General features: G+C 37.4%; 23 protein-coding genes. 10 read left to right on the forward strand and 13 right to left on the reverse strand.

The features are described 5' to 3' along the window. Positions 1 to 192: 192 nt before the first annotated feature. Both ACIQCO_RS25590 and ACIQCO_RS25595 read right to left on the reverse strand, forming a co-directional pair. A complete protein-coding gene (locus tag ACIQCO_RS25590) occupies positions 193 to 567 on the reverse strand; it encodes a hypothetical protein (RefSeq protein ID WP_400434636.1) in 375 nt (124 codons plus the stop codon). A 21-nt stretch (positions 568 to 588) separates the two neighbouring features. Beyond that, positions 589 to 2,067, reverse strand: a complete 1,479-nt coding sequence (locus tag ACIQCO_RS25595; protein WP_400434638.1) for an FTR1 family iron permease — start codon at positions 2,065 to 2,067, stop codon at positions 589 to 591. Positions 2,068 to 2,290: 223 nt separating this feature from the next. On the opposite strand from ACIQCO_RS25595, the gene ACIQCO_RS25600 reads away from it, so the two are divergent. From ACIQCO_RS25600 to ACIQCO_RS25610, 3 genes are read left to right on the forward strand one after another with little or no spacing between them, the layout of a single operon-like run. Then, entirely contained in the window at positions 2,291 to 2,872 is a 582-nt protein-coding gene (locus tag ACIQCO_RS25600; protein WP_400434640.1) for a TetR/AcrR family transcriptional regulator, read from the forward strand. A 21-nt stretch (positions 2,873 to 2,893) separates the two neighbouring features. Further along, complete coding sequence (locus ACIQCO_RS25605) at positions 2,894 to 3,235, forward strand: DMT family transporter (protein ID WP_400434642.1); 342 nt, start codon at positions 2,894 to 2,896, stop codon at positions 3,233 to 3,235. Further along, entirely contained in the window at positions 3,236 to 3,550 is a 315-nt protein-coding gene (locus ACIQCO_RS25610; protein WP_400434644.1) for a DMT family transporter, read from the forward strand. Positions 3,551 to 3,596: 46 nt separating this feature from the next. On the opposite strand, the gene ACIQCO_RS25615 is transcribed toward ACIQCO_RS25610, so the two are convergent. The 4 genes from ACIQCO_RS25615 to ACIQCO_RS25630 all read right to left on the reverse strand — a co-directional run bounded on the left by ACIQCO_RS25615 (position 3,597) and on the right by ACIQCO_RS25630 (position 7,965). After that, a complete protein-coding gene (locus ACIQCO_RS25615; protein WP_400434688.1) occupies positions 3,597 to 4,691 on the reverse strand; it encodes an acetyl-CoA C-acyltransferase in 1,095 nt (364 codons plus the stop codon). Continuing rightward, on the reverse strand, positions 4,687 to 6,153 hold the full coding sequence (locus ACIQCO_RS25620) for an AMP-binding protein (protein ID WP_400434646.1): 1,467 nt from the start codon (positions 6,151 to 6,153) through the stop codon (positions 4,687 to 4,689). Before ACIQCO_RS25620 ends, ACIQCO_RS25615 begins: the two co-directional genes overlap by 5 nt. A gap of 46 nt (positions 6,154 to 6,199) precedes the next feature. After that, complete coding sequence (locus ACIQCO_RS25625) at positions 6,200 to 6,778, reverse strand: biotin transporter BioY (RefSeq protein WP_400434648.1); 579 nt, start codon at positions 6,776 to 6,778, stop codon at positions 6,200 to 6,202. Between the two features lie 161 nt (positions 6,779 to 6,939). Beyond that, entirely contained in the window at positions 6,940 to 7,965 is a 1,026-nt protein-coding gene (locus ACIQCO_RS25630) for a DUF3231 family protein (protein WP_400434650.1), read from the reverse strand. A 328-nt stretch (positions 7,966 to 8,293) separates the two neighbouring features. On the opposite strand from ACIQCO_RS25630, the gene brnQ reads away from it, so the two are divergent. Next, positions 8,294 to 9,646, forward strand: a complete 1,353-nt coding sequence (brnQ, locus tag ACIQCO_RS25635) for a branched-chain amino acid transport system II carrier protein (protein ID WP_400434652.1) — start codon at positions 8,294 to 8,296, stop codon at positions 9,644 to 9,646. Positions 9,647 to 9,932: 286 nt separating this feature from the next. Here brnQ and ACIQCO_RS25640 read toward each other — a convergent pair whose 3' ends face one another. Both ACIQCO_RS25640 and ACIQCO_RS25645 read right to left on the reverse strand, forming a co-directional pair. Beyond that, entirely contained in the window at positions 9,933 to 10,913 is a 981-nt protein-coding gene (locus ACIQCO_RS25640; protein ID WP_400434654.1) for a sensor domain-containing diguanylate cyclase, read from the reverse strand. 21 nt (positions 10,914 to 10,934) lie between these two features. Next, positions 10,935 to 11,735 (reverse strand): alpha/beta fold hydrolase, encoded by an 801-nt coding sequence (locus ACIQCO_RS25645; RefSeq protein WP_400434656.1) that lies wholly within the window; start codon positions 11,733 to 11,735, stop codon positions 10,935 to 10,937. 251 nt (positions 11,736 to 11,986) lie between these two features. Between ACIQCO_RS25645 and ACIQCO_RS25650 the strand changes: the two genes are divergently transcribed. The 3 genes from ACIQCO_RS25650 to ACIQCO_RS25660 all read left to right on the forward strand — a co-directional run bounded on the left by ACIQCO_RS25650 (position 11,987) and on the right by ACIQCO_RS25660 (position 13,500). Then, positions 11,987 to 12,247 (forward strand): hypothetical protein, encoded by a 261-nt coding sequence (locus tag ACIQCO_RS25650; protein WP_400434658.1) that lies wholly within the window; start codon positions 11,987 to 11,989, stop codon positions 12,245 to 12,247. 246 nt (positions 12,248 to 12,493) lie between these two features. Continuing rightward, complete coding sequence (locus ACIQCO_RS25655) at positions 12,494 to 13,036, forward strand: hypothetical protein (protein ID WP_400434660.1); 543 nt, start codon at positions 12,494 to 12,496, stop codon at positions 13,034 to 13,036. A gap of 44 nt (positions 13,037 to 13,080) precedes the next feature. Then, positions 13,081 to 13,500 carry a GNAT family N-acetyltransferase gene (locus tag ACIQCO_RS25660; RefSeq protein ID WP_400434662.1) on the forward strand — a complete coding sequence of 140 codons (420 nt, stop codon included), beginning with the start codon at positions 13,081 to 13,083 and terminating at the stop codon, positions 13,498 to 13,500. A 665-nt stretch (positions 13,501 to 14,165) separates the two neighbouring features. Here ACIQCO_RS25660 and ACIQCO_RS25665 read toward each other — a convergent pair. Continuing rightward, complete coding sequence (locus tag ACIQCO_RS25665) at positions 14,166 to 14,933, reverse strand: hypothetical protein (RefSeq protein WP_400434664.1); 768 nt, start codon at positions 14,931 to 14,933, stop codon at positions 14,166 to 14,168. After that, the gene (locus tag ACIQCO_RS25670) at positions 14,933 to 15,433 is read right to left on the reverse strand and encodes an RNA polymerase sigma factor (protein ID WP_400434666.1); all 501 of its coding nucleotides are present in this window, start codon (positions 15,431 to 15,433) and stop codon (positions 14,933 to 14,935) included. Before ACIQCO_RS25670 ends, ACIQCO_RS25665 begins: the two co-directional genes overlap by 1 nt. Before the next feature lie 342 nt (positions 15,434 to 15,775). Here ACIQCO_RS25670 and ACIQCO_RS25675 point away from each other — a divergent pair, with 342 nt between their 5' ends. The 3 genes from ACIQCO_RS25675 (at position 15,776) to ACIQCO_RS25685 (ending at position 16,896) form a co-directional block, all read left to right on the forward strand. Further along, positions 15,776 to 16,123, forward strand: coding sequence for a VOC family protein (locus ACIQCO_RS25675; RefSeq protein ID WP_400434670.1), 348 nt, complete (start codon positions 15,776 to 15,778; stop codon positions 16,121 to 16,123). A 479-nt stretch (positions 16,124 to 16,602) separates the two neighbouring features. Further along, positions 16,603 to 16,725, forward strand: a complete 123-nt coding sequence (locus ACIQCO_RS25680) for a YjcZ family sporulation protein (RefSeq protein WP_400434673.1) — start codon at positions 16,603 to 16,605, stop codon at positions 16,723 to 16,725. A gap of 63 nt (positions 16,726 to 16,788) precedes the next feature. Next, positions 16,789 to 16,896, forward strand: coding sequence for a YjcZ family sporulation protein (locus ACIQCO_RS25685; protein WP_400434677.1), 108 nt, complete (start codon positions 16,789 to 16,791; stop codon positions 16,894 to 16,896). A 466-nt stretch (positions 16,897 to 17,362) separates the two neighbouring features. Here ACIQCO_RS25685 and ACIQCO_RS25690 read toward each other — a convergent pair whose 3' ends face one another. The 3 genes from ACIQCO_RS25690 to ACIQCO_RS25700 all read right to left on the reverse strand — a co-directional run bounded on the left by ACIQCO_RS25690 (position 17,363) and on the right by ACIQCO_RS25700 (position 19,611). Next, positions 17,363 to 17,782 carry a MarR family winged helix-turn-helix transcriptional regulator gene (locus ACIQCO_RS25690; protein WP_400434678.1) on the reverse strand — a complete coding sequence of 140 codons (420 nt, stop codon included), beginning with the start codon at positions 17,780 to 17,782 and terminating at the stop codon, positions 17,363 to 17,365. A 39-nt stretch (positions 17,783 to 17,821) separates the two neighbouring features. Continuing rightward, positions 17,822 to 18,868, reverse strand: a complete 1,047-nt coding sequence (locus ACIQCO_RS25695; protein WP_400434680.1) for an NADH:flavin oxidoreductase/NADH oxidase — start codon at positions 18,866 to 18,868, stop codon at positions 17,822 to 17,824. Positions 18,869 to 19,284: 416 nt separating this feature from the next. Then, positions 19,285 to 19,611 carry a hypothetical protein gene (locus ACIQCO_RS25700; RefSeq protein ID WP_400434682.1) on the reverse strand — a complete coding sequence of 109 codons (327 nt, stop codon included), beginning with the start codon at positions 19,609 to 19,611 and terminating at the stop codon, positions 19,285 to 19,287. Between the last annotated feature and the right edge of the window lie 328 nt (positions 19,612 to 19,939).

Genomic DNA, 19,939 nt, shown 5'->3' on the forward strand with positions numbered 1-19,939 from the left:
AAAATAAAAAACCTGTCTCCAATAGGAAACAGGTACATGTTATAGAACCTCGAATTGTTTAAATCCGGTATGATCTGGGACAAAGTCAAGTGTTTTATGCCTGAAATAATACAGGATTTAATGTGAAACAAGAATGTCAAGAGAGACAGGGGCTCTAAATAATTGGGACAAGGTGCCTGTTCCGACCTCCCACTATTTTGTCTTATTAGCTAATTCTTTCAAGGCATCTGTAAGTTTATCATTTAAGGAACTTAAAGCTTCTTTATCGAGTGTAGCTGCTTCTGAGCCGGCAATGGTTGGGTCAAGATATTGTTCGATTTTTCCATAAAGGTCTTTGTTATCCTTCTTTACATCGTCTTCGAAGGTTGCCCATTGATCCTCTAATTTTGGTCCCACTTCTTTTACCTTTGCCTGGTCGCCGCTATCAATTGCTTTGGATAATTGCTCTGTTGTATCCAACATTTTATTGACTCCATCAGAAACCTTACTATTATTTGAACTACAACCGGCTAATACGAGTGCACTTACAAGACCAATTGCTAAAACCATTGAGGTAATCTTTTTCATGAAAAGTTCCTACTTTCTCTATTAATTATTGTTTGCTGCTATCAGTTTTTTACTTTTTATTTTCTTCGATAAAATAATAATCACTGCACCAAGGACCAGTATTACTTGCGGAATGGTGCTTTCCCAAGAAGGGTATAGTGCGAAAAAATCGATGCTTGGGATACTTTGAGCGTTAGTTGTTGGAATAAAACCGGCTAGTTGCAGGCTGTGAATCCCCATTCCTGTAAACTTAATACAAAGATAAAAGACAATCACACTCGATACCATAAAAAACGGTCGCAGCGGTAATTTTAAACCTACAAATACCATCAAATATGCAAGGATTCCAAGTATAGCAGCGCCGATGAGAAAACCAATGAATAAGGACTGGAGTTTAATTTGGCTTGCCATTCCGATATAAAACAATACCGTTTCTGTTCCCTCGCGAAATACCGCTAGAAAGGCAAGGACCCCAAGCGAAACCAGCTTACCCGTTGTTAATGCGGTTTGACTCTTTTCGCGAATATACCGATTCCAATCTGCGATATTGGATTGACTGTGCAGCCAATAGCTCATATACAGTAACATTACGGCTGCAAAAACTCCTGTCCATCCAGCGATCAGTGCATTATTATTTCCAAAGGCACCAGATGAAATCACAAATTTCACAACAAGAGCGAGGATCACACTAACACCCAGACCCGCTAATACTCCAGTCCAGATCCAGCCTTTTCCCTTTGTTTCGCCTGATTTTTTAACAAAAGACATAAGTGCGATTACGACAAGTAATGCTTCTAAACCTTCACGAATGAGAATCATTGCTGCATCCCAATAAGTGTACTCTGATTTGTTAGCTAAAGGGGTTAGGTATTTTACCATGTTGTCGATTGTTTGATTAGCTTCTTTATAATTTGGCGGGTTAGCAGCAAGCATGGCTTGGATGGTAACCAAATCCCGTTCAGTATCACTATAAACGGAAGCAGATTGTGCAACCACTACTCCTTCGACGCTTAACCAGCTGCCACTCGCCTGTTTTATACTTGCCAATGCCCCAGTTTGATTTTGGTCACTGACTTCCTTCTTAGTTTCTTGGAGGAGCAGGATAAAGTCATCCAAAGTGATATCTTCTTTCTGAAAACCCGGCTCTTTTGGGTAGCCGCCACTTGCTACTTTTTCATTTACAGCTTTTAGATCTTGTAAAGCTTGTAAAACTTGATCCTGTTTTTTTAAGGTAAAGGCATAAACGACTTTTCCCATATTTGATTCAATGTCCCGATAAGCTGTAGCAGAATTAGCTTTAATCCCGTCTTCAATTTGCCTCCAGGTCTTGTTAAATTGATCGTACGCCTTTTCTGCCTCCGAAAGGTCGCCTTTTGAAGCAAAATCGATGGCTTGATCAACTGATACTTCAGCTTTTTTTATATCTTCACTAGGACTTCCAGCTGCCATTGCAGGGTTATGTAATCCAAATCCGATGATGATTAGAAGGATGGTGATCTTAAGTAATAGATTTTTTCTCATAAGTTCCCCTTTGTTGAAACTTTATATTTTAATTGATAACGATTTTCAATATCAATACTTCATTTATTATAGTATTTCAAATGATAACGATTGTCAATTAGATTTTTTCAATATTTGTGCCATTCATGTGCAGACCTTCTTTTAAGATGATAAGCAATAAATAATTGACTAGAAACTAATCCAGTGATACTATTAACTGACGAACGGTCGGAAGGATGGTTATATGACTTCAAATCACATTAAGGAAATGGCACGGAATTATTTCGCAGAAAATGGCTACGATGGGACATCGATGGCACAGATTGCTGATGATGTAGGGATAAAAAAACAATCCATCTATACTCATTTCAAGGGTAAAGATGAGCTTTTTCTTGAGGTATGTAAGGACGTATTTGCTGAGGAATTAAGTTTCGTCCTGAACTTTATAGACAGTAATAAAACACGGCCCATTGAAAATTTTTTATTTGATTTTTTATTGCAGTACAAAGAGCGATACGAGAAGAATAATTCTACTAAGTTTTGGCTTCGTATCTCTTTTTTTCCACCCGCACACCTATATGAACATGTGATGAAATACGTATATGAATACTTAGATAAGCTGGAAGAACTTCTTGTTCCAGTAATAGATAAATCTATCTCGGAAGGGGAAATTAGCTCAAAGATTGGAGCTGAGCTAGCTACCACTGCCTTCTTAGGAGTTCTAGATGGGGTATTCGTTGAAATGTTATACGGAGGTTCCGAACGCTTGCAGAAAAGATTAGATGCCTCTTGGTATCTGTATTGGCGTGGACTCTCGAATGATTAACCGTTTTGGAAGGAGTTTATTATGAATCGAAATTGGGCATTTGTTATTATTGCAGGTCTTATTGAAATCGTGTGGGCGATGGGGTTAAAACATTCTGCTAACTTGTTTACATGGGCTGGCACTATTTTTATTATCTATTTATCCTTTGTTTTATTACTTAAAGCGATAAAAAAAGTACCCGTTGCTACCGCCTATGCTGTCTTTACTGGAATCGGAACAGCAGGAACGGTTTCGGTTGATATGCTCGTGTTTGGCGAACCTTTCAGTTGGACAAAAATATTTTTCATCCTTCTGCTCCTAATCGGCGTATTAGGTTTAAAACTTGTCACCACAGAATCAGCCGAGAAAGAAGGTGCCGTATAAATGGGGTGGATATTTCTACTATTAGCTGGAACTTTTGAGGTGGTGGGCGTAACTGCTATGAACCTCATAAATAAATATGGAAATTTACAATCCTATATCCTCTTAATTATTGGATTTATATTAAGTTTTGGTTCATTATCTTTAGCTATGGAAACCCTCCCTATGGGGCTATCCTATGCAGTTTGGACAGGGATTGGGACAATAGGGGGAACAATCATTGGAATGTTGTTTTATAAAGAACCTAAAGATTGGAAACGAATTTCATTTATTGGATTAATCCTAACAGCAGTAATTGGCTTAAAATTGACATCATAAATTTTAAATTAAACAGGGCAGATGATTGCAACCTGCCCCGTGGTTTTCATGTTACCACTTCAAATAGGACCGCCACTCCGATCCCTCCTCCACTTCCAATTGCGGCTAATACATATTTGATATTCTTTCGTCTTTGCACTTCGTAGAAAAGTCTTGTGATCATGATACTTCCCGAAGCTCCATAAGGATGCCCTACTGTTAAAGCTCCTCCGCAAACATTTAACTTCTCATAGGGAATGGAAAGTTCTTTTGTACAGGCGACAATCTTGGACGCGAACGCTTCGTTTATTTCAATTAGGTCAATGTCCGCAATAGTTAACTGATTTCTTTTTAATAGTGCTTGAATGGTCGGAATAGGGGCAGCTCCTGGATAATTAGGATGTACACCTGACACTTCACCATCCAAGAATCGTAATTTAGGCTCGAATCCATAGTTTATCGCCATATTTTCTTCCATCACTAGTACAGCCGAAGCCCCGTCATGTATCCCACAACTGTTCGCTGCAGTAACCGTACCGTTCTTTTTAAAAATAGGTTTCGCCCTATCTAAAAGAATATCCATCTTTCTTTTTCTAAAAAATTCTTCATCCTGATGTAAATTCCCAATATGAATAATCTCTTGATTTAAGTATCCTTTTTCATTTGCTTCCCAGCTGCGCTCATAACTAAGTAGAGCATATTCATCTTGCATTTCCTTAGTTATTGCATATTTTTCAGCCACATATTCTGCTGCAATACCCATATCCGGGTCACCAATTTTTTCAGGAGAAAATCTAGCTCTTGAAGGAAATGGAGAAGTACTCGCGCTTTCTACCCCACCAGCAATGTAACAACAGCCTGCACCACCTTGCACAAGGTAACATGCCAATCGAATCGCTTCTAAACCTGCACTACATTGACGGTCTATTGTTAGTCCCGTTACGGAAAAAGGAAGTCCTGCTTCTAAAGCAGCAACCCGAGCCACGTTTCCACCTGGCCCAACCACATTTCCTAAAATGATGTCATCGATCTCTTCTTCCAATCCGTATGCTAAATGTTGGATGAGGGGAGCTGCAAGCTCTTGTGGCTCGAGATCTCGTAAGATTCCCCCCGCTTTTCCTATGGGGGTACGTTTTGCTTGGACAATTACCGCTCTTTTAATCGCTCATCACCTTGCTTTCGATTCGTTTTATTAGTTCAGCACGTGCAATCTTGCCACTCGTTGTGTATGGCATATCAGATAGAAAAAACCACCTGCGAGGAACTTTAAAAGAAGATAAATGCATCTTACAAAATCTTTTTAACTCTAATGGACTAGTCTTTCCTTTCACAACTGCAGCCACAACTTGGCCCCAATACGAGTCAGATAGGCCTATGACTGCCACTCCCTCGACATCTGGATGTAAGGAAATCACTTTCTCTATTTCCTCAGGAAAAATATTTATTCCTCCATATAAAATCATATTTTGTTCACGGCCAACAATATATAAAAATCCATCTTCGTCAAAATAGCCCATATCATGGACAGAAGCCCATCCTTCCTCATCTTGAATCGTATGAATTGGTCCTCCAATATGTTCAAAATACCCATTTATGATCAATTTGCTTTTTACATATATTTTTCCGGTCTCATTTGGCTCGGTTAATTCCTGATTAGGGCGCCGTATCTGTACCTCAACTCCGTAACATGGCTTTCCGACAGTTGTAGCCTTTTGAATACCCTCTTTGTCAGAAAGAACAGTAATGAAGCTCAATTCACTAGCTCCATAAAATTCGTACATGGTCATATTAGGAAACATTTCACGGATCTCCAATTTTGACTTTTCAGACCATTTCGCACCAGATGATAGAATTTTTAAAGTCTTCTCGATCTTGATGCCTTGTTTCATGAATGCATCTACCAAAGTTGGAACTACATATATGGTTGTGATCGGGAAGTCATTTATCCATGTTAGTCCTTCCAATGGAGAAAACTTTTCTAATAGATAGACGGTTCCACCTAAAAACAATGTGCTAATGGCTCCATAAAGAAAATGAGAATGAATTAAGGCTCCTGGAATAAGAACTTGATCAGATTCATCTATCCCAAAATCAAAACGGTTACAATCAAAGCTTGCCACCCATGAATCTTGGGATCGAACAAATGCTTTTGGATTTCCGGTGGTACCGGAAGTAAATCCAATATAAAAAGGCAGATTTTCTTCCGTTTTCCTTCCTGTTGTAGAATCATTTTGGTGGATTTCCTGTAAAATATCATCCAAAATCGTAACATTAGGAATCATTTGATTGATCTCAGAGTAAATTTCTTTGGTCGTAATAATGATAGAAGGATTAGAAAGCTTCACTCTTTTTTCTAATTCTGTTATTTTCCATTTCAAATCATATGGAACAGCAATCCAGCCTGCCTTGGAAGCTCCCGAAAAGAACTGTAGAAATGGAATACCATTCGGTAATAGGATTCCGATTGTTTTATTTTCTTGATCAAGAGCGTGAAGCCAGTTCGCAGTTTCATAGATTAATTCATTCCATTTATGATAATTGATTTGTTGATGAGGGGTATGGATTGCGATTTTGTTGGGGGACAATTTTGCGAAAGTTCCATATGAATCTGTAATATTGCCCATCGTTTTCACCTCTATAAAAAAGACACTTCAAAGTGTCCCTAAAAATTTAAATATTATTAGATATTTTATTGGAATAACTTGATGCTAATGATCGTGAAAAAACCGGATGTTTCCTTAGTCTATAAACCAAAATAGAAGCTATTATTGCTTTTAATACATCCCCCGGGATAAATACTAAACTTAATTTTACAGCTTTTAATACTGGAATATCCATCATAAATGCTTGGGTAGGAATACCAATTAAATAGATTAATAGAATTCCAACTGTCAAATTTATTAATAAAACATGTTGTAATTTTAAATTTTGAATACGTGATAATAGATACCCAATACAAAAAGCCGTAATCGGCCATGAAATTAAAAAACCAACACTTGGGCCGACAAATACACTAAATCCACCTCTTCCTCCAGATAGAAGCGGCATTCCTGCAGCGACAAGTAGTAAAAAGACCGTCTGACTCATCGCCCCTAATCTTGCTCCTAATACTCCTCCCACAAGTAGAACACCTAGAGTTTGTAATGTAACAGGAACTGGTGTAAAGGAAAGCGTGATCGGCGGAACTAGTCCTAGGGCACCCATTACAGCAGCAAATACTGCCACTAAAGTAATATCTTTAATTTTCATTTTTGCATCTCCTCATAATAAATATGTAATAACTTCAATTATGATAATATTTAATTATATTTTAATTGTCAACCAAAAATAAAATTGGTTAACAATTAGATTTAATTGAATCTCCGCAATAGGTAAGAAACAAAAAAAGACAGGAGTAGCTATCCCTGCCTTCAAATATTTTTATTTTTTTTCTTCGTAGCTAACTCATCCCGATTTGGTGCCATTGGAGGCTGTTCCAGCCATCCATTTTTAATCATTATATTCGCTCCATCCTCAGCATACTTGGCTATTTCGGCAGATAGTCTCACATACTGTAGAGCTATATCTCTCCTAGGACTCATTGCCATACTTGTCCCATAGAAACCTATGCTTAGGGCAATGAGTGTTGTTGTATAAAACATCATCAGTTTGTCCGAAAAGGTATAAGTTGTAGAAGCTGTTACACCTGTATCCCATGTCTCAGGAACAGGAAGATCATCCTCTTTAAGAATAGAGTCAAACACCTTACAATGCTTTTTGGCGATCTCTTTACCTCTTATCATAAAATCGGCTACCTCTTTTGACTGTGCAACCTGACTAAATCCTAATAAGGTTGTCACTCCAAACGCATTTCTTTGGTAATTCGCATAGAGGTTTGTAATTTCTGTACCAGTTAAAGATCTTTTTTCACCAAAAAATCCGGTTAAAAAACTTTTCCTTTTAACAAAATCAATATCATCCGGTATAGGCAAATAGGGAGACCGTATGTATAGACCTTTGGATAATAAAAGCTCCTTTATCTCTCTCAGAAAAATCGTTAATTGTGAAAGGCACTCACTAAAATGACTATATACATCTGCCCTTACAGCCAGTGACAGGTTCATACTGTAGCCTTGCAGAGCAATTTGAACGGCTTGATGGAGATAATATAAAAAATAGGTGTCTGAATACAGCCTAGGAGCATGTAGAACTACATCCTCATCAAGTTTAAACCCATAAGGTATAGGATACTTTTCCCTATTGAATATTTCCGTTAGTGTTTTAAGATTTCCCTGCGTAATATCAAAAGCCTTTTTTAGTAACGGTTTAATCTCCTCATCTTCAACTTTTGACAAAAAGTACTTAATCTTACATGCAATGGCACTATCATTTATATAAGATGCCCATAGAGCTGTAATTTCTGCTGATGTGAGCTGCACCTGTTTTACTTTTTCCATAACTAGCCTCCATACCTTCAAGCATTCCTTTTAGTAGAAATATCTCCAAAATTAATTAAAATATGTAAAAGGAGCTATTACACCTTACAAAAAAAGCATACTGATTTCATACAGTTAGGCAGATAAAGAAGTTATTATTTAAAAGCACATTGGAACCCAATTTATAGTGACGGTATTCAACTAAAGAGAGAACAATATAAGTATTCTTCTGTATAGGATTACTAAAAATTCTCCTGCTAATAAACACGATAAACTGATTGGTATTGCTATGGCTAACTCCTAAAAAAGGTGTTAAAATGGATGGAATTCATCTTAGAAGGAGCACAGCATGCAACAAAAAATATCATTTTCAACCTATGCCATCATTGGGACGATGCTGTTCGGCATGTTTTTTGGCGCGGGAAATTTAATTTTTCCAATCCAAATGGGTCAGCTTGCCGGTACGAACTTTTGGCCGGCATTAATTGGTTTCCTCGTAACCGCCATTGGTCTGCCGTTTATGGGGATATTAGCATTTGGGTTATCCGGGAGTAACGGATTACGTGATTTAGCGGGTCGAGTCCATCCACTTTTTGGGGTCGTCTTTGCCATGGCACTTTATTTAACCATTGGACCGTTTTTTGCAATTCCACGGACAGCAACGGTTCCTTTCGTGGTTGGTTTTGAACCGTATATGAATCCAGAGCACGGCAGCTTATATCTCGGGCTCTTTAGTTTTGTGTTTTTTGCAATCGTCTATTATTTCTCATTGAATCCAGCAAAAATTATCGACTATATCGGTAAATATTTAACACCAGCATTTTTAGTGTTTTTATTCCTCTTAATTATCATTGCGATTCTCAAACCGATGGGTCACTTCGGTAAACCAACGGGTGACTATAGTGAATTGGCCTTTATTACCGGCTTTAAAGAAGGCTACAACACAATGGATGCCCTCGCCTCCCTTGCATTTGGAATTGTTGTTATCCAGGCAATTAAAGGACAAGGCATCACCGATCCGAGGGCAATCGCGAAAACAACTTGGAAATCAGGCATTTTCGCCATGGTACTGATGATGCTGATTTACGGACTGATTACCTATATGGGGGCATCGAGCGTATCAGTAATCGGGGCATACGATAATGGCGGTCTGATCTTTGCGGCAGTAGCTCAGCACTATTTCGGAGCTTTCGGCTCAATTTTATTAGCGATTATTATCGTACTCGCTTGTTTAAAAACAAGCATCGGGCTGATTACTGCTTGCAGCGAGTTTTTTCATCGTGTATTTCCAAAAGTAAGCTATAAAATCTTCGTTCTGGTACTATGTCTTGTGTCATTTTCCATCGCCAACTTCGGCCTAAACAATATCATTCAATACGCGGTCCCCGTATTAATGTTACTGTATCCTTTAGCCATTGTTCTGATCATATTAGCGCTTTGTTCCTCTTTGTTTGGCCATAAGCAGAGTGTTTATGCAGCCGCAATTTTCTTCACTTTTTGTGTAAGCTTCTTCGACGGCTACAGCACATTAGTCGCTAGTCTGCCAGGCGCATCTGTCTCTATATTCGAATCGATTAAATCATTCTACATGGAGACGTTACCACTTTACGATATCGGGCTTGGCTGGATTTTGCCAGCTATAGTTGGTGCGATGATCGGCTATTTTTGGCCAACGAGATCTAAAAAAGCTATTGTTCAATAAACGTAATCTAGATCCAGTAGTTGACTTGTGCTAAAGGTTTCCTTAAATTGCCTGAAAAAAGTGTCGATTGCCGCCTCATAAAAAGAGCCACAATTGATTAGCGTTTACAATGATTTGTGGCTCCCACTCTCTAGCTTCCTCGGTTTCTTATCCTCTACCGATGGTTGCTCAACCGTTTTACCTTCCAAGGCCTGTACCGGAGTATACCTGCCAGCATGATTATCCGTAACAACAAAAGCCGCAGCAAAATGCTGCGGTTCGTCATGTTGTCTATTGCCCTCAATCTTTAAAATAGCTCGCTAAAATGTGTGGAGCGATTTCGTCCATTTTCCTTGGAAGCATAGAGAGCATGATCCGCATTTTTCATGATCGATTCTTCTGTATCTTTCTTAGTAAATGTCGCTGCCCCAACACTTATTGTTAAACTGCCAGTCTCTTGCCATTCAGCTATTTCAACCATTTGTTTAATATTCTGAGCAATTGCTATTGCCTCTTCCACATCAGTATTCGGAAGAATGATTGTAAATTCTTCACCACCGAATCGCGCAGGAATATCTTCAGGCCGCGCCTGAGTCTTTAGGATATTGGCTAATTTCGCAAGGACAAGATCACCTATTTGATGCCCATATGTATCATTCACTTTTTTGAAATGATCAATATCAATAATAAGCAGAGAGAACGCTTTTTGTTCTTTGCGGTACAATTCAATCTGCTCTTCTAGCTTTTCTTGAAAGAATCTTCTGTTTGGAATGCCTGTGAGCTTATCTGTATTTGATATTTCAACTAATCCTGAATTGATTTCCATTAATTCAATCTGTTTCTTTTCTATTTCAAGATAGATCTGTTCTAGCTTTGCAAATGCTAGATTCTTTTCAATGTAGGCCTCTTCCATTTGTTTTTTAGTCGTACGTAATTCTAATTCATAATCAATCCGCTTCTTCATTTGAACCAAAATACAGTCAATTATTTCTAGACCATCCTGCCCAAATCGTCTAGCATTCATCAAATAAGGAACGGATTCACCATTTTGGTTTCTAAGATTAATGAATAGCTCTTCTACATGCCCATGCAAATTAATATTCGGATAAAAATAAGAATGAAAAATCAGCTTATTTCCTGTCGTCAATAACGATTCAAAATGCTTTCCTACTAAATTTTCTTGCTTGAAGCCCATCCATTTAAGAAAGGTTTTATTGACCTCGATAATAGATCCATTATGGTCAATCGATATAAACCCACAAGGTGCCTCTATTAATCTCTCATCCATAAATAATCTCCCTTTGATAAATTAATTCATTAGATAATCTATAATAATCTCAGTAGTTTCTAAGGGCTGACTAATATGTGGATAATGCCCTCTTGCATCTATGATTTGAAGCGTACTATTTTGTAAATGCTTATGTAAATATTCTCCTACTTCTATTGGAACAATGCTATCATTCGAGCATTGAATAATCAGTGTAGGTACCGTCACTGATGGTACGCTCGTGCGATAATCCGAAAAGAATGTTACCTCCGCGAACTCCCTCGCGATACGCGGGTTCGTTGAGACAAAGCTATTCTCTAGTTCTTGCGTTAGCTTCGGATCCTTAGATTGGTCCATAGCAAATGGCGCCATATAGCTTGCCCATCCTGCAAAATTCATCTCCATTAATGCAAGTAATTCTTTAATATCACTCTGTTCAAAGCCACCAACATAACCGTCAGTATCATTTAAATAACAAGGCGAAGGCCCAATCATAATTAATTTATCAAAGTAATCCGGCCGCTCAATGGCAGCAAGCATCCCAATCATCGAACTTATCGAATGGCCAATGAATAGGATCTGTTGAAGATCCATTTCTTCAATAATATCCAAGACATCCTGCATGTACCCGTGAAGCGTGCTATATTTTTCAGATTGGTACGCCGTGATATCTGAATTTCCTGACCCTGTATAGTCAAATAAAATAATTCGATATTTCTCAGCAAATGTAGGAGCGATATATTGCCACATGCTCTGATCACAACCAAATCCATGCGCAAACATAATTGTTTGCTCTCCCTGTCCCATAACCTTCACATTATTTCGTTTCATCACATCAATCATGAACAAATGTCTCCATTTCCTAATTATTTTCACTTATACTCATTTTGCTGGATTACGCCTTAAATATCTAGTTAAAATCAACTATTTCATTTTCCTCTAACATATTAGGCAATCGATGTTTAGTTACAAATGCTTTGCCTTTTTGGTTCTTGTTTTCTAAAGGGGCGTTTTCATAGTGAAAGGAAAAGGGTAAATATATTTCTTCTCTTTGGACAAACTTATTTTGTAGTTTAATCAAGGAGGAAGTAAATATGGTAAACGATAGCAAACAGGAAATGGAACGTATTTGGGCTGAAACGTGTGGTTCATGGGAAAACTGTACGGAGGATAACATTCAGTCTTTCTTAGCACAATGCCTAGAAAAGAGCATAGACCCACAATATTGTATGAGTTGGGTAGAGCAGCATAACAACCAAATCCCTAATTGGTCAGCCGTTTCGAAGGTATCTCTTGATTGGGTAAATGAACATACTTCAACTGGTTCGCCTATTAACGTACATGAGCATCAGTAACAAGGAGAGAAATACTCTCCTCAGATTGTCGAGAAAGGGTATTTTTCTCGGCAATTTTTTTATATTTTGGCAGGCTGCAGTAAGAAGAGCCAGCGAAAACGGTTCAATACCCTTCTTATACAACTAACTGGTTGCATTCCTTAAACAACGGTTGCTCAAAAAAAGGCAGCCGATGAGGGAACCCCTTAAATAGCTAGATCCTTATCCTGTCGAAGATTTATCTATTATATTAGAGGAATTATTGCCATGATTGTAGAAATGAAAACGTTGGATATTAAACTATCAGTTCAAGTTAGTGCAAACATAACTACATATAATTTTAAAGACAGAGAGGTTAAAGGAATGAGGTTTTTTAAGGGGTGTTTGGCAGCATATCTAACTGTAGTTATTTATTTTTTTATCAATAATTGCTTAGGTTCATACAACACTCAATCCTTACAGCACTTCTATTTAGGAGTTAAAAGTTTTATTTCTGATTTAACAGCCATTATTTTTTTTGGTTCGTACCTAATCATACCAGGATGCTTATTAGGAGAGTTGCTTTATAACAAATATGTAAAATCAAAAAAAATCATAACAGGTGTAATTTTGTTTGGTTTTTTGGGTGTAACTTACGGAACAATAATTTTAATAATTGATGGTGGCGGTTTTACATCTGACACCTCGTCTTTATCTTTAGTTTATACAATTACAATTATTGGTTCTATATTGTTTTATTTGTTTAGAAGACCTTGGAACAAAAGAACTGGGCAGGTTAGCAAAGGAAGAGGAGTAATTAAAACGATGTAGAATACATATTTATTGGTGAAATTTGAAGCATTGGAGGAAACATTTTGAAAGAATATAAGATTGAAAATAATATTCCCACATTGGAAGAATACAAATATTTGTGTGAGTCTGTGGGATGGACCAATTATATGAATTTTGAAGTAGTGGAAACATCACTAAGGAATTCTATTCACTGCATCACAGTCAAGGATAATGAACAAATTGTGGGTATGGGAAGAATTGTTGGAGATGGGGCTATTTATTTCTATATCCAAGATATAGTGGTTCATCCAGATTATCAGAAAAATGGTATTGGAAATGAAATAATGAATCTTTTGGTTGAATACTTATATACAAATGCCCCAGATAAGGCGTTTGTTGGTTTGTTTGCATCACAAGGCAAAGAATCGTTCTATGAGAGATATGATTTTAAAGACTTCTCACCCAATATGACAGGGATGTTTACTGTAATTTCAAGAAAGTAGACATAATAGATTTAAATGAGTATACCTTTTACTCAGAATAGAGGTCTCATGGACCGATAATGGCAAAAAGTTGCTCACCCGGGCCATGAAAGTCGGTTTCATGACCCGAAAATGACAAAAAGTTGCTCACCCGGGCCATGAAGGTCGGTTTCATGACCCGAAATTGACAAAATGTTGCTCACCCGGGCCATGAAAGTCAGTTTCATGACCCGAAAATGGCAAAATGTTGCTCGCTCGAGCCATGAAAGTCGGTTTCATGGCCCGAAAATGGCAAAATGTTGCTCGCTCGAGCCATGAAAGTCGGTTTCATGGCCCGAAAATGGCAAAAAGCTTCTCGCTCGGGCCATGAAGGGAGATCTGATCGAGAAATAATGGCAAACTTATTCTGAGCTAGTGGAATAATCATTTAGATTTAAAATTAAGTTGGTTTGTTAAGTGGATTTGATTTTGCTAAATTAACATATGCAAGAGTTGACTCGGAAAAATATTCATTAATGACTTCTCGATTCTGCAAAAAAAACTGTGTAGTTTCTGTGATTATTAAAGGACGAGCACTTGCAGAAAGTCGATTATTATTGTCCAAATCATTCAGTAAAACACCCATAACTTCCCATTAGAATAACAAAATAGCGGAAGACAACCGCACAATCTTCCGCTTTGAACCCTCAGTTTTTGATTACACCTATTACATAGCCTTCATACAGATGTTGAATATCATTTCCCCAATTAAGACCAACACTCGCCAGTAGCTCAACGTTTCCAGCTGGAAACTTCCCTGACCTCGAACCGGAATTAATCACTTCCGCTTCAATTTTATTTGGCTGCGGATCATATCCTGCTTCCGTTTTATTGACTTTGGAAATGAAACCTTTAATAGGGTCAATTTCTACAAACATTTGGAGGCGAACCTTAGTCTTTTTTGTTTGAATTTCACGGAAAACTAGCTTTTCCTTATCGTGACCTACTGATTCACCGTAAGTGTACAGTGCTTTCCCGGTTTCTTTGTCCTTGATGTCAACAAAGATATACTTGTCTGTTGTTCTCTTCGTGATTTTTACATCTTGTTTTTGATAGGGAATCTCCACATAAAGATCGTTTAGAGCCACCTGGTGAACAGTTAAACCCGGAGGATCGATATAGTTAGATACTGTACCTGGTTCTGATGGAGTACTGTGTTCTGGTATACTCTCAGACCTAGAATTCTCATTAGCAAATTGATTAAAGCCCAGAACAGATAGAATGATTAGTGCCGCAATGGCTGCTGCACCTAAATATACTCTTTTCATCGCATTCTCCCACTTTTTTCGTTTATGGTATTTATTTGCGGCTATATGAATGTGATCAAGCATTTGTTCTTGTTTTTCAGCTGTCAGGACGGGTTGGGGGAGCTCTTTTAACTGTTGTTGGATGACTGCGTGGATTTTCTCCGACATTACATAAACCTCCCTTTATCATTTTGTAAAGCCTTTATTGCCCGGTGGTAGGTGAGCCTGACCTTCTCTTCTTTCCAGTTTAAAATCGCAGCTGTTTCCTTGATTGACAGTTCTTTTATTCCACGTAGAACAATCACATCACGATAATTTCTATTTAATTTCTGAATAGCTTGGAACAATTGTTGATTTGTCTCATTAAGTTCGAGAACCTTTTCGGGAGTTTGATCGTCAAACGGTCGTTGTTTTTCTTTTAAAAGCAGATGTTTGATTCTTCCTCTTTGTTTTCTTCGAATTTCATCAATAGCCAAATTCCTAGCGATACTAAAAAGCCAAGTTTTTGGGGTGGAGTGTTCCTGAAAGGAATCTTCATTTTTTATGGCCCTGATAAAAACCTCCTGGACCAAATCCTCCACATCAACTGAGCCCAAGTAATAAATCAAAAACTGATAGACATCATTGCTGTATTGATAAAACCAATCACTAATCCTGCTGTTGGACATTGTTCTAAACTCCCCACTTCTATAACTACTCATTAGTCGAACAACTCGCTCATATGTTTCACTTCTTATTCATTTTAGCAAAAATAAAAATGAGGATAGCCTGACCACTCTTTATCATTTATATGTGGTTGAGCAATACTTGGTAAAATAACAAGTGACCTACTTTAATTTCAGGCTGCCTTAATTGGCGTTTTTTTCTTGTATGGGCGTTACTTCAATTATGAGGTAATGCCATTTTCTTCTTCAAGTAACTGGCAGTTGAAGAAGGAATTTAGCATTAAATCTCGAATATCTAATGTAATCGAAAAACTAAGAATTTAAAGAAGTCAGGAGTTGTTTACGATGATAAAAGGTTTCGGCGGAATATTTTGGAGAACTAAGAATCTTGATGTTACAAAAAAATGGTACAGTGAAGTGTTGAAGATTGAAATAAACAATTGGAATGGGACTATGATTAAACCCCAATCAGGAAATGAGACGATCTTTTCTTTCTTTGCCGAGGATGACAGTTATTTTCCTACAGAACAACAAGTGATGATAAATTTTCAAGTACATAATCTAGACGAGACGATTACACATCTCGAACAAATTGGTGTACCTCTTGTTAAGGAAAAAGAGGTTAGTGAGTTTGGACAGTTTGTTTGGATTGAAGATCCTGATGGTCGACTGGTCGAGCTTTGGGAGAAATAGCGGGTTGGAATTTATTTGCTATTGCGCTATCGAAGTGCTTCACTTTAAGATCAGGCTGCCTTAATTGGCGGCTTTTTATTATGTAACTAACGGCGTTCTTTAGCTGCATAATAAAAAGCAGAGATAGACTTAATCTAACCTATACTTTTTGAATCATTACTTTATTAATGTTAGAATCTGCAAAGTTGCAACTTCGTGCCTATTTTATTTTTAATCAACACTTGTCCATTCACTTTTATTCTAAATGCATATGTTATTATTACCCACCGATGCTACACGTTCAGACACATAGTAGCACCTCCAATGGAACGTTTGCATGTATTGCAGACGTTCTATTTCTTTTTAAGAAAAATTTTTAGGAAAATCGCTGATTTTTTCATACTATATGATGATTGTCCAAGCCACCTTTATCCCCCAAAAATATATATACATAGAAGATGTATTCTCTCTTCGCATCAATTCAAAAGGTGGTGACAAATATGTGCTATGGATACGGCGGATATGGTGGTTATGGCTACGGCGGTGGTTATGGGGGTAGCAGCTTTGTATTAATCGTTGTATTGTTCATTCTGTTGATTATCGTACTAGCTAGTTTCGTTTAATGTTTAATAAACTAAACGGTATGATTTGTGGCGAAGTAAAATCCTATTATGGAGGTGATATACATGGAAGAATTTAGACACGAACGTAGAGAAAACCCTTTTGCTTTAATCGTTGTGTTGTTCATTCTACTCATCATTGTAGGAGCTTCTTTTATGATGGGCGGCTACTAATTTCTACGGAACAAAGGGCAGGTTAAGTTAATCTGTCCCTTTGTCATATAGACTCCTGAAATGAAAGGAGGAATAAGCAAATGCCATTTTTTGGATTTGGTCGAAGAGACATGTTTTTTCGTGACGGTTTTAGAAGAAGACGGTTTTTTCCCATTGAAATCGAATTTGAGAGAAGAAGACGGTTTGAATTCGAAAGAAGACGACGCAGATTCTTTTAAGCACAAGATTTAAACAGTATTTCCAGGAGCCTGCGTAAAAGAAAAGTTGTCATCATAAGCAGCTGTTTTTATTGAACAAATTGAAAGTTATTAAACATAAGGCATTTTTTACTTTAAGATTAGGCTGCTATAATTGGCGGCCTTTTTTTATTAAACTAACGGCGTTCAAGAGACCAACGTCTTTTAAAAAACGCATTACTAAAGTCACTTCTTAGGAGCGACTTAGGTAATGCATTTTGTGTGGGGTTCTATTCAGCAAATAAACTTATGTTGCAAATATCCTTTTCTGAAAGAGACTGTTGTAAGATCATATTTACCTCACTCAATATATCACTTATATGCTGCCTGCCACTCGGAGTCAGTACGACATAAACACTACGTTTATCCTCAGCATAACCAGCTCGTTCCACTGGTTGAAGGTGGTGTTGCTCAAGTCTTGAAACCAAACGGGATAAAGCACTTTGGCTAAGACCAATCATATTCTGAAGCTGCGATAACCGGAGTTTCTTTTCGCTGTTTTCATTCAGAAACATCAATAAATAAAACTCATTCAAACCCAAATGGTATTTTTGTTGAAGTAAATAATCTAATGATTGCGTAATTCTATTATGGAATTTTGAAAAGTTTACCCAAGTATGGATTAATTGTTCAGGTTGATTCATAGCCATCACCTTTCAAAAATACTAGCCCAATTATATCATTCCCTGTTATCGAATTCCTCTGCTATATTGAAATGGCGGGGATACATTCCGTGTGACTTCTTTAATGGCATGTAAACTCCAATATGGATCATTTAACATTCCTCTGGCAACCGCAATTAAATCGGCATCATGATTTGATAAGGTTGCCTCAGCTACTTGCGGATTATCTAACATGCCAACTGCTATGACAGGGATTCCAAATTCCTCTTTGAAGGCGCGGGCAAAAGGGACTTGATAACCAGGATAATTACCTGGTTTTAAGGTACCTGGTACTCCTTCTCCTCCCGATGAAACATGGAAAATATCTACGCCAGCTGATTTGTACCTTTTAGCTATACGAAGTGAATGTTCTAACCCATACCCACCGTCTATATATTCAATAGCAGAAATTCGCATAATTAATGGCATATCCTCTGGCATGACGGATTTCACTGAGCGAATGACTTCTACACCAAATTTTGATAAATCTTCCCCATATTGATCGTTTCTATTATTAATACTAGGAGACATAAACTGATGTAGGAGATAACCATGTGCTCCATGAAGTTCTATTGTATCAAAGCCTGCTTCGACTGCTCTTCTGGCTGCATCCCTAAATTGCTCAATCGTTTGTTTAATTTCCTGAATGGTTAAAGCACGAGGTTGTTTAAGTCCACCATATTTTGTTTCCTCGGGCAAGGCTTCACCTTGTATAGTAGATGGTCCAACCGGCTGGATTGCATCTTCCGCTTTCCTGCCTGCATGTGCTATTTGTATACCGATTTTTGAACCATATTTATGAACCTCGGATACAATACGCTTATAGGCAGGAATTTGAGCATCATCCCATAATCCTAAGTCTTGATTCGTAATTCTTCCTTCGGGGGTTACACCCGTCATTTCCATGATAATTAACCCTGTACCCCCGATAGCTCTCGATACATAGTGAACAAAATGCCAATCGTTCGGTATTCCATCTTCTTTATCCACAGAATATTGACACATTGGTGCCATTACAATTCGATTTTTCAGTTGTAACCCTTTAACTTTAAAGGGAGAATCAATTGTTTTCATTAAAGTTTCCCTCCCACAAAAATATATGCATGCGCATGCATTTATGATACATCAATTATTTAATTAATACAATCGTAAAGGAACACAAATTACACCTCGATCTCCAACTAGGTATTCAAACTGGTTCGAACGTAAAAACACAACTTTGTTGGATAGTAACGAGCAGTTTGGTTTAAGAAATACAGTATAAATTTGGTATAATTAACATTATCAGTAGTACGCATTTTATTTTAAGGGTCTTCTTTTCGCAAAAGGGTGCAATACTTGAAGACCCAGCTGCTATTTATTGGAGGCTTTCTCTTATTGCTAATGGCGGAGGATGGTGAAGAAGCCTTAATAATTAAACTGAAGAATGAAGTAAAAACTTTATGGGGAAGTATACAAATTGGGCAGAGAAAAGTTAATAGGAAAGCACCTTACAAGTGCTTACCTATTAAAAGCTCATCCAGAGAAATGATTCTATGCTTTAACTCTTTATTCGAATCTAAAACACCTATAACAATTTGATTTTCTTCTGTTATTGTCGCATATCTGAAAAGTTCATCTCCATTAATGAGTAAGGTTGTTTCCTGTTTTGCCTCCAACCTCGGAAAGACACTTTCTATGTACTCAAGTGGTAGAATATCATCTAATCCTTCGGTTGGGCTGCCAACCCATTTAAATAGGAAATCTTTGAGTGTAAATTGCTCAATCATAGATAATTTTTTCTTGAACTGTAGTTCATTCACGGTAACTGTTTTCAACTTAATCACTCCTCAAATAGTAAGTAAAGTTTATACTTTCATCTTCTTAACCTCAACTGTATTACAGTGACAGAATAATTACATTTTGATTTCGGGTTAAGATTAAATTTATTAAATGTATTTTAGGTACTATATTTAAATAAAAATCATTTTTTAAAATTGCTTCTTTCCTTGTTTATCGAAGCAGGATTATTTGATAAGTTTATTAGAAGAAGGATAGTATGTGTAAATAGTGTAAGCCCGAAATATAAAAAAATAGCGCACCCTTACGGTGCGCACGATGAATAGCCAACCCTCTGAAATTTTTTTCGGATTGTTGGCTATTTTG

The organism is Neobacillus sp. NPDC093127 (genome assembly GCF_044754175.1).
Classification (GTDB): Bacteria; Bacillota; Bacilli; order Bacillales; family Cytobacillaceae; genus Neobacillus.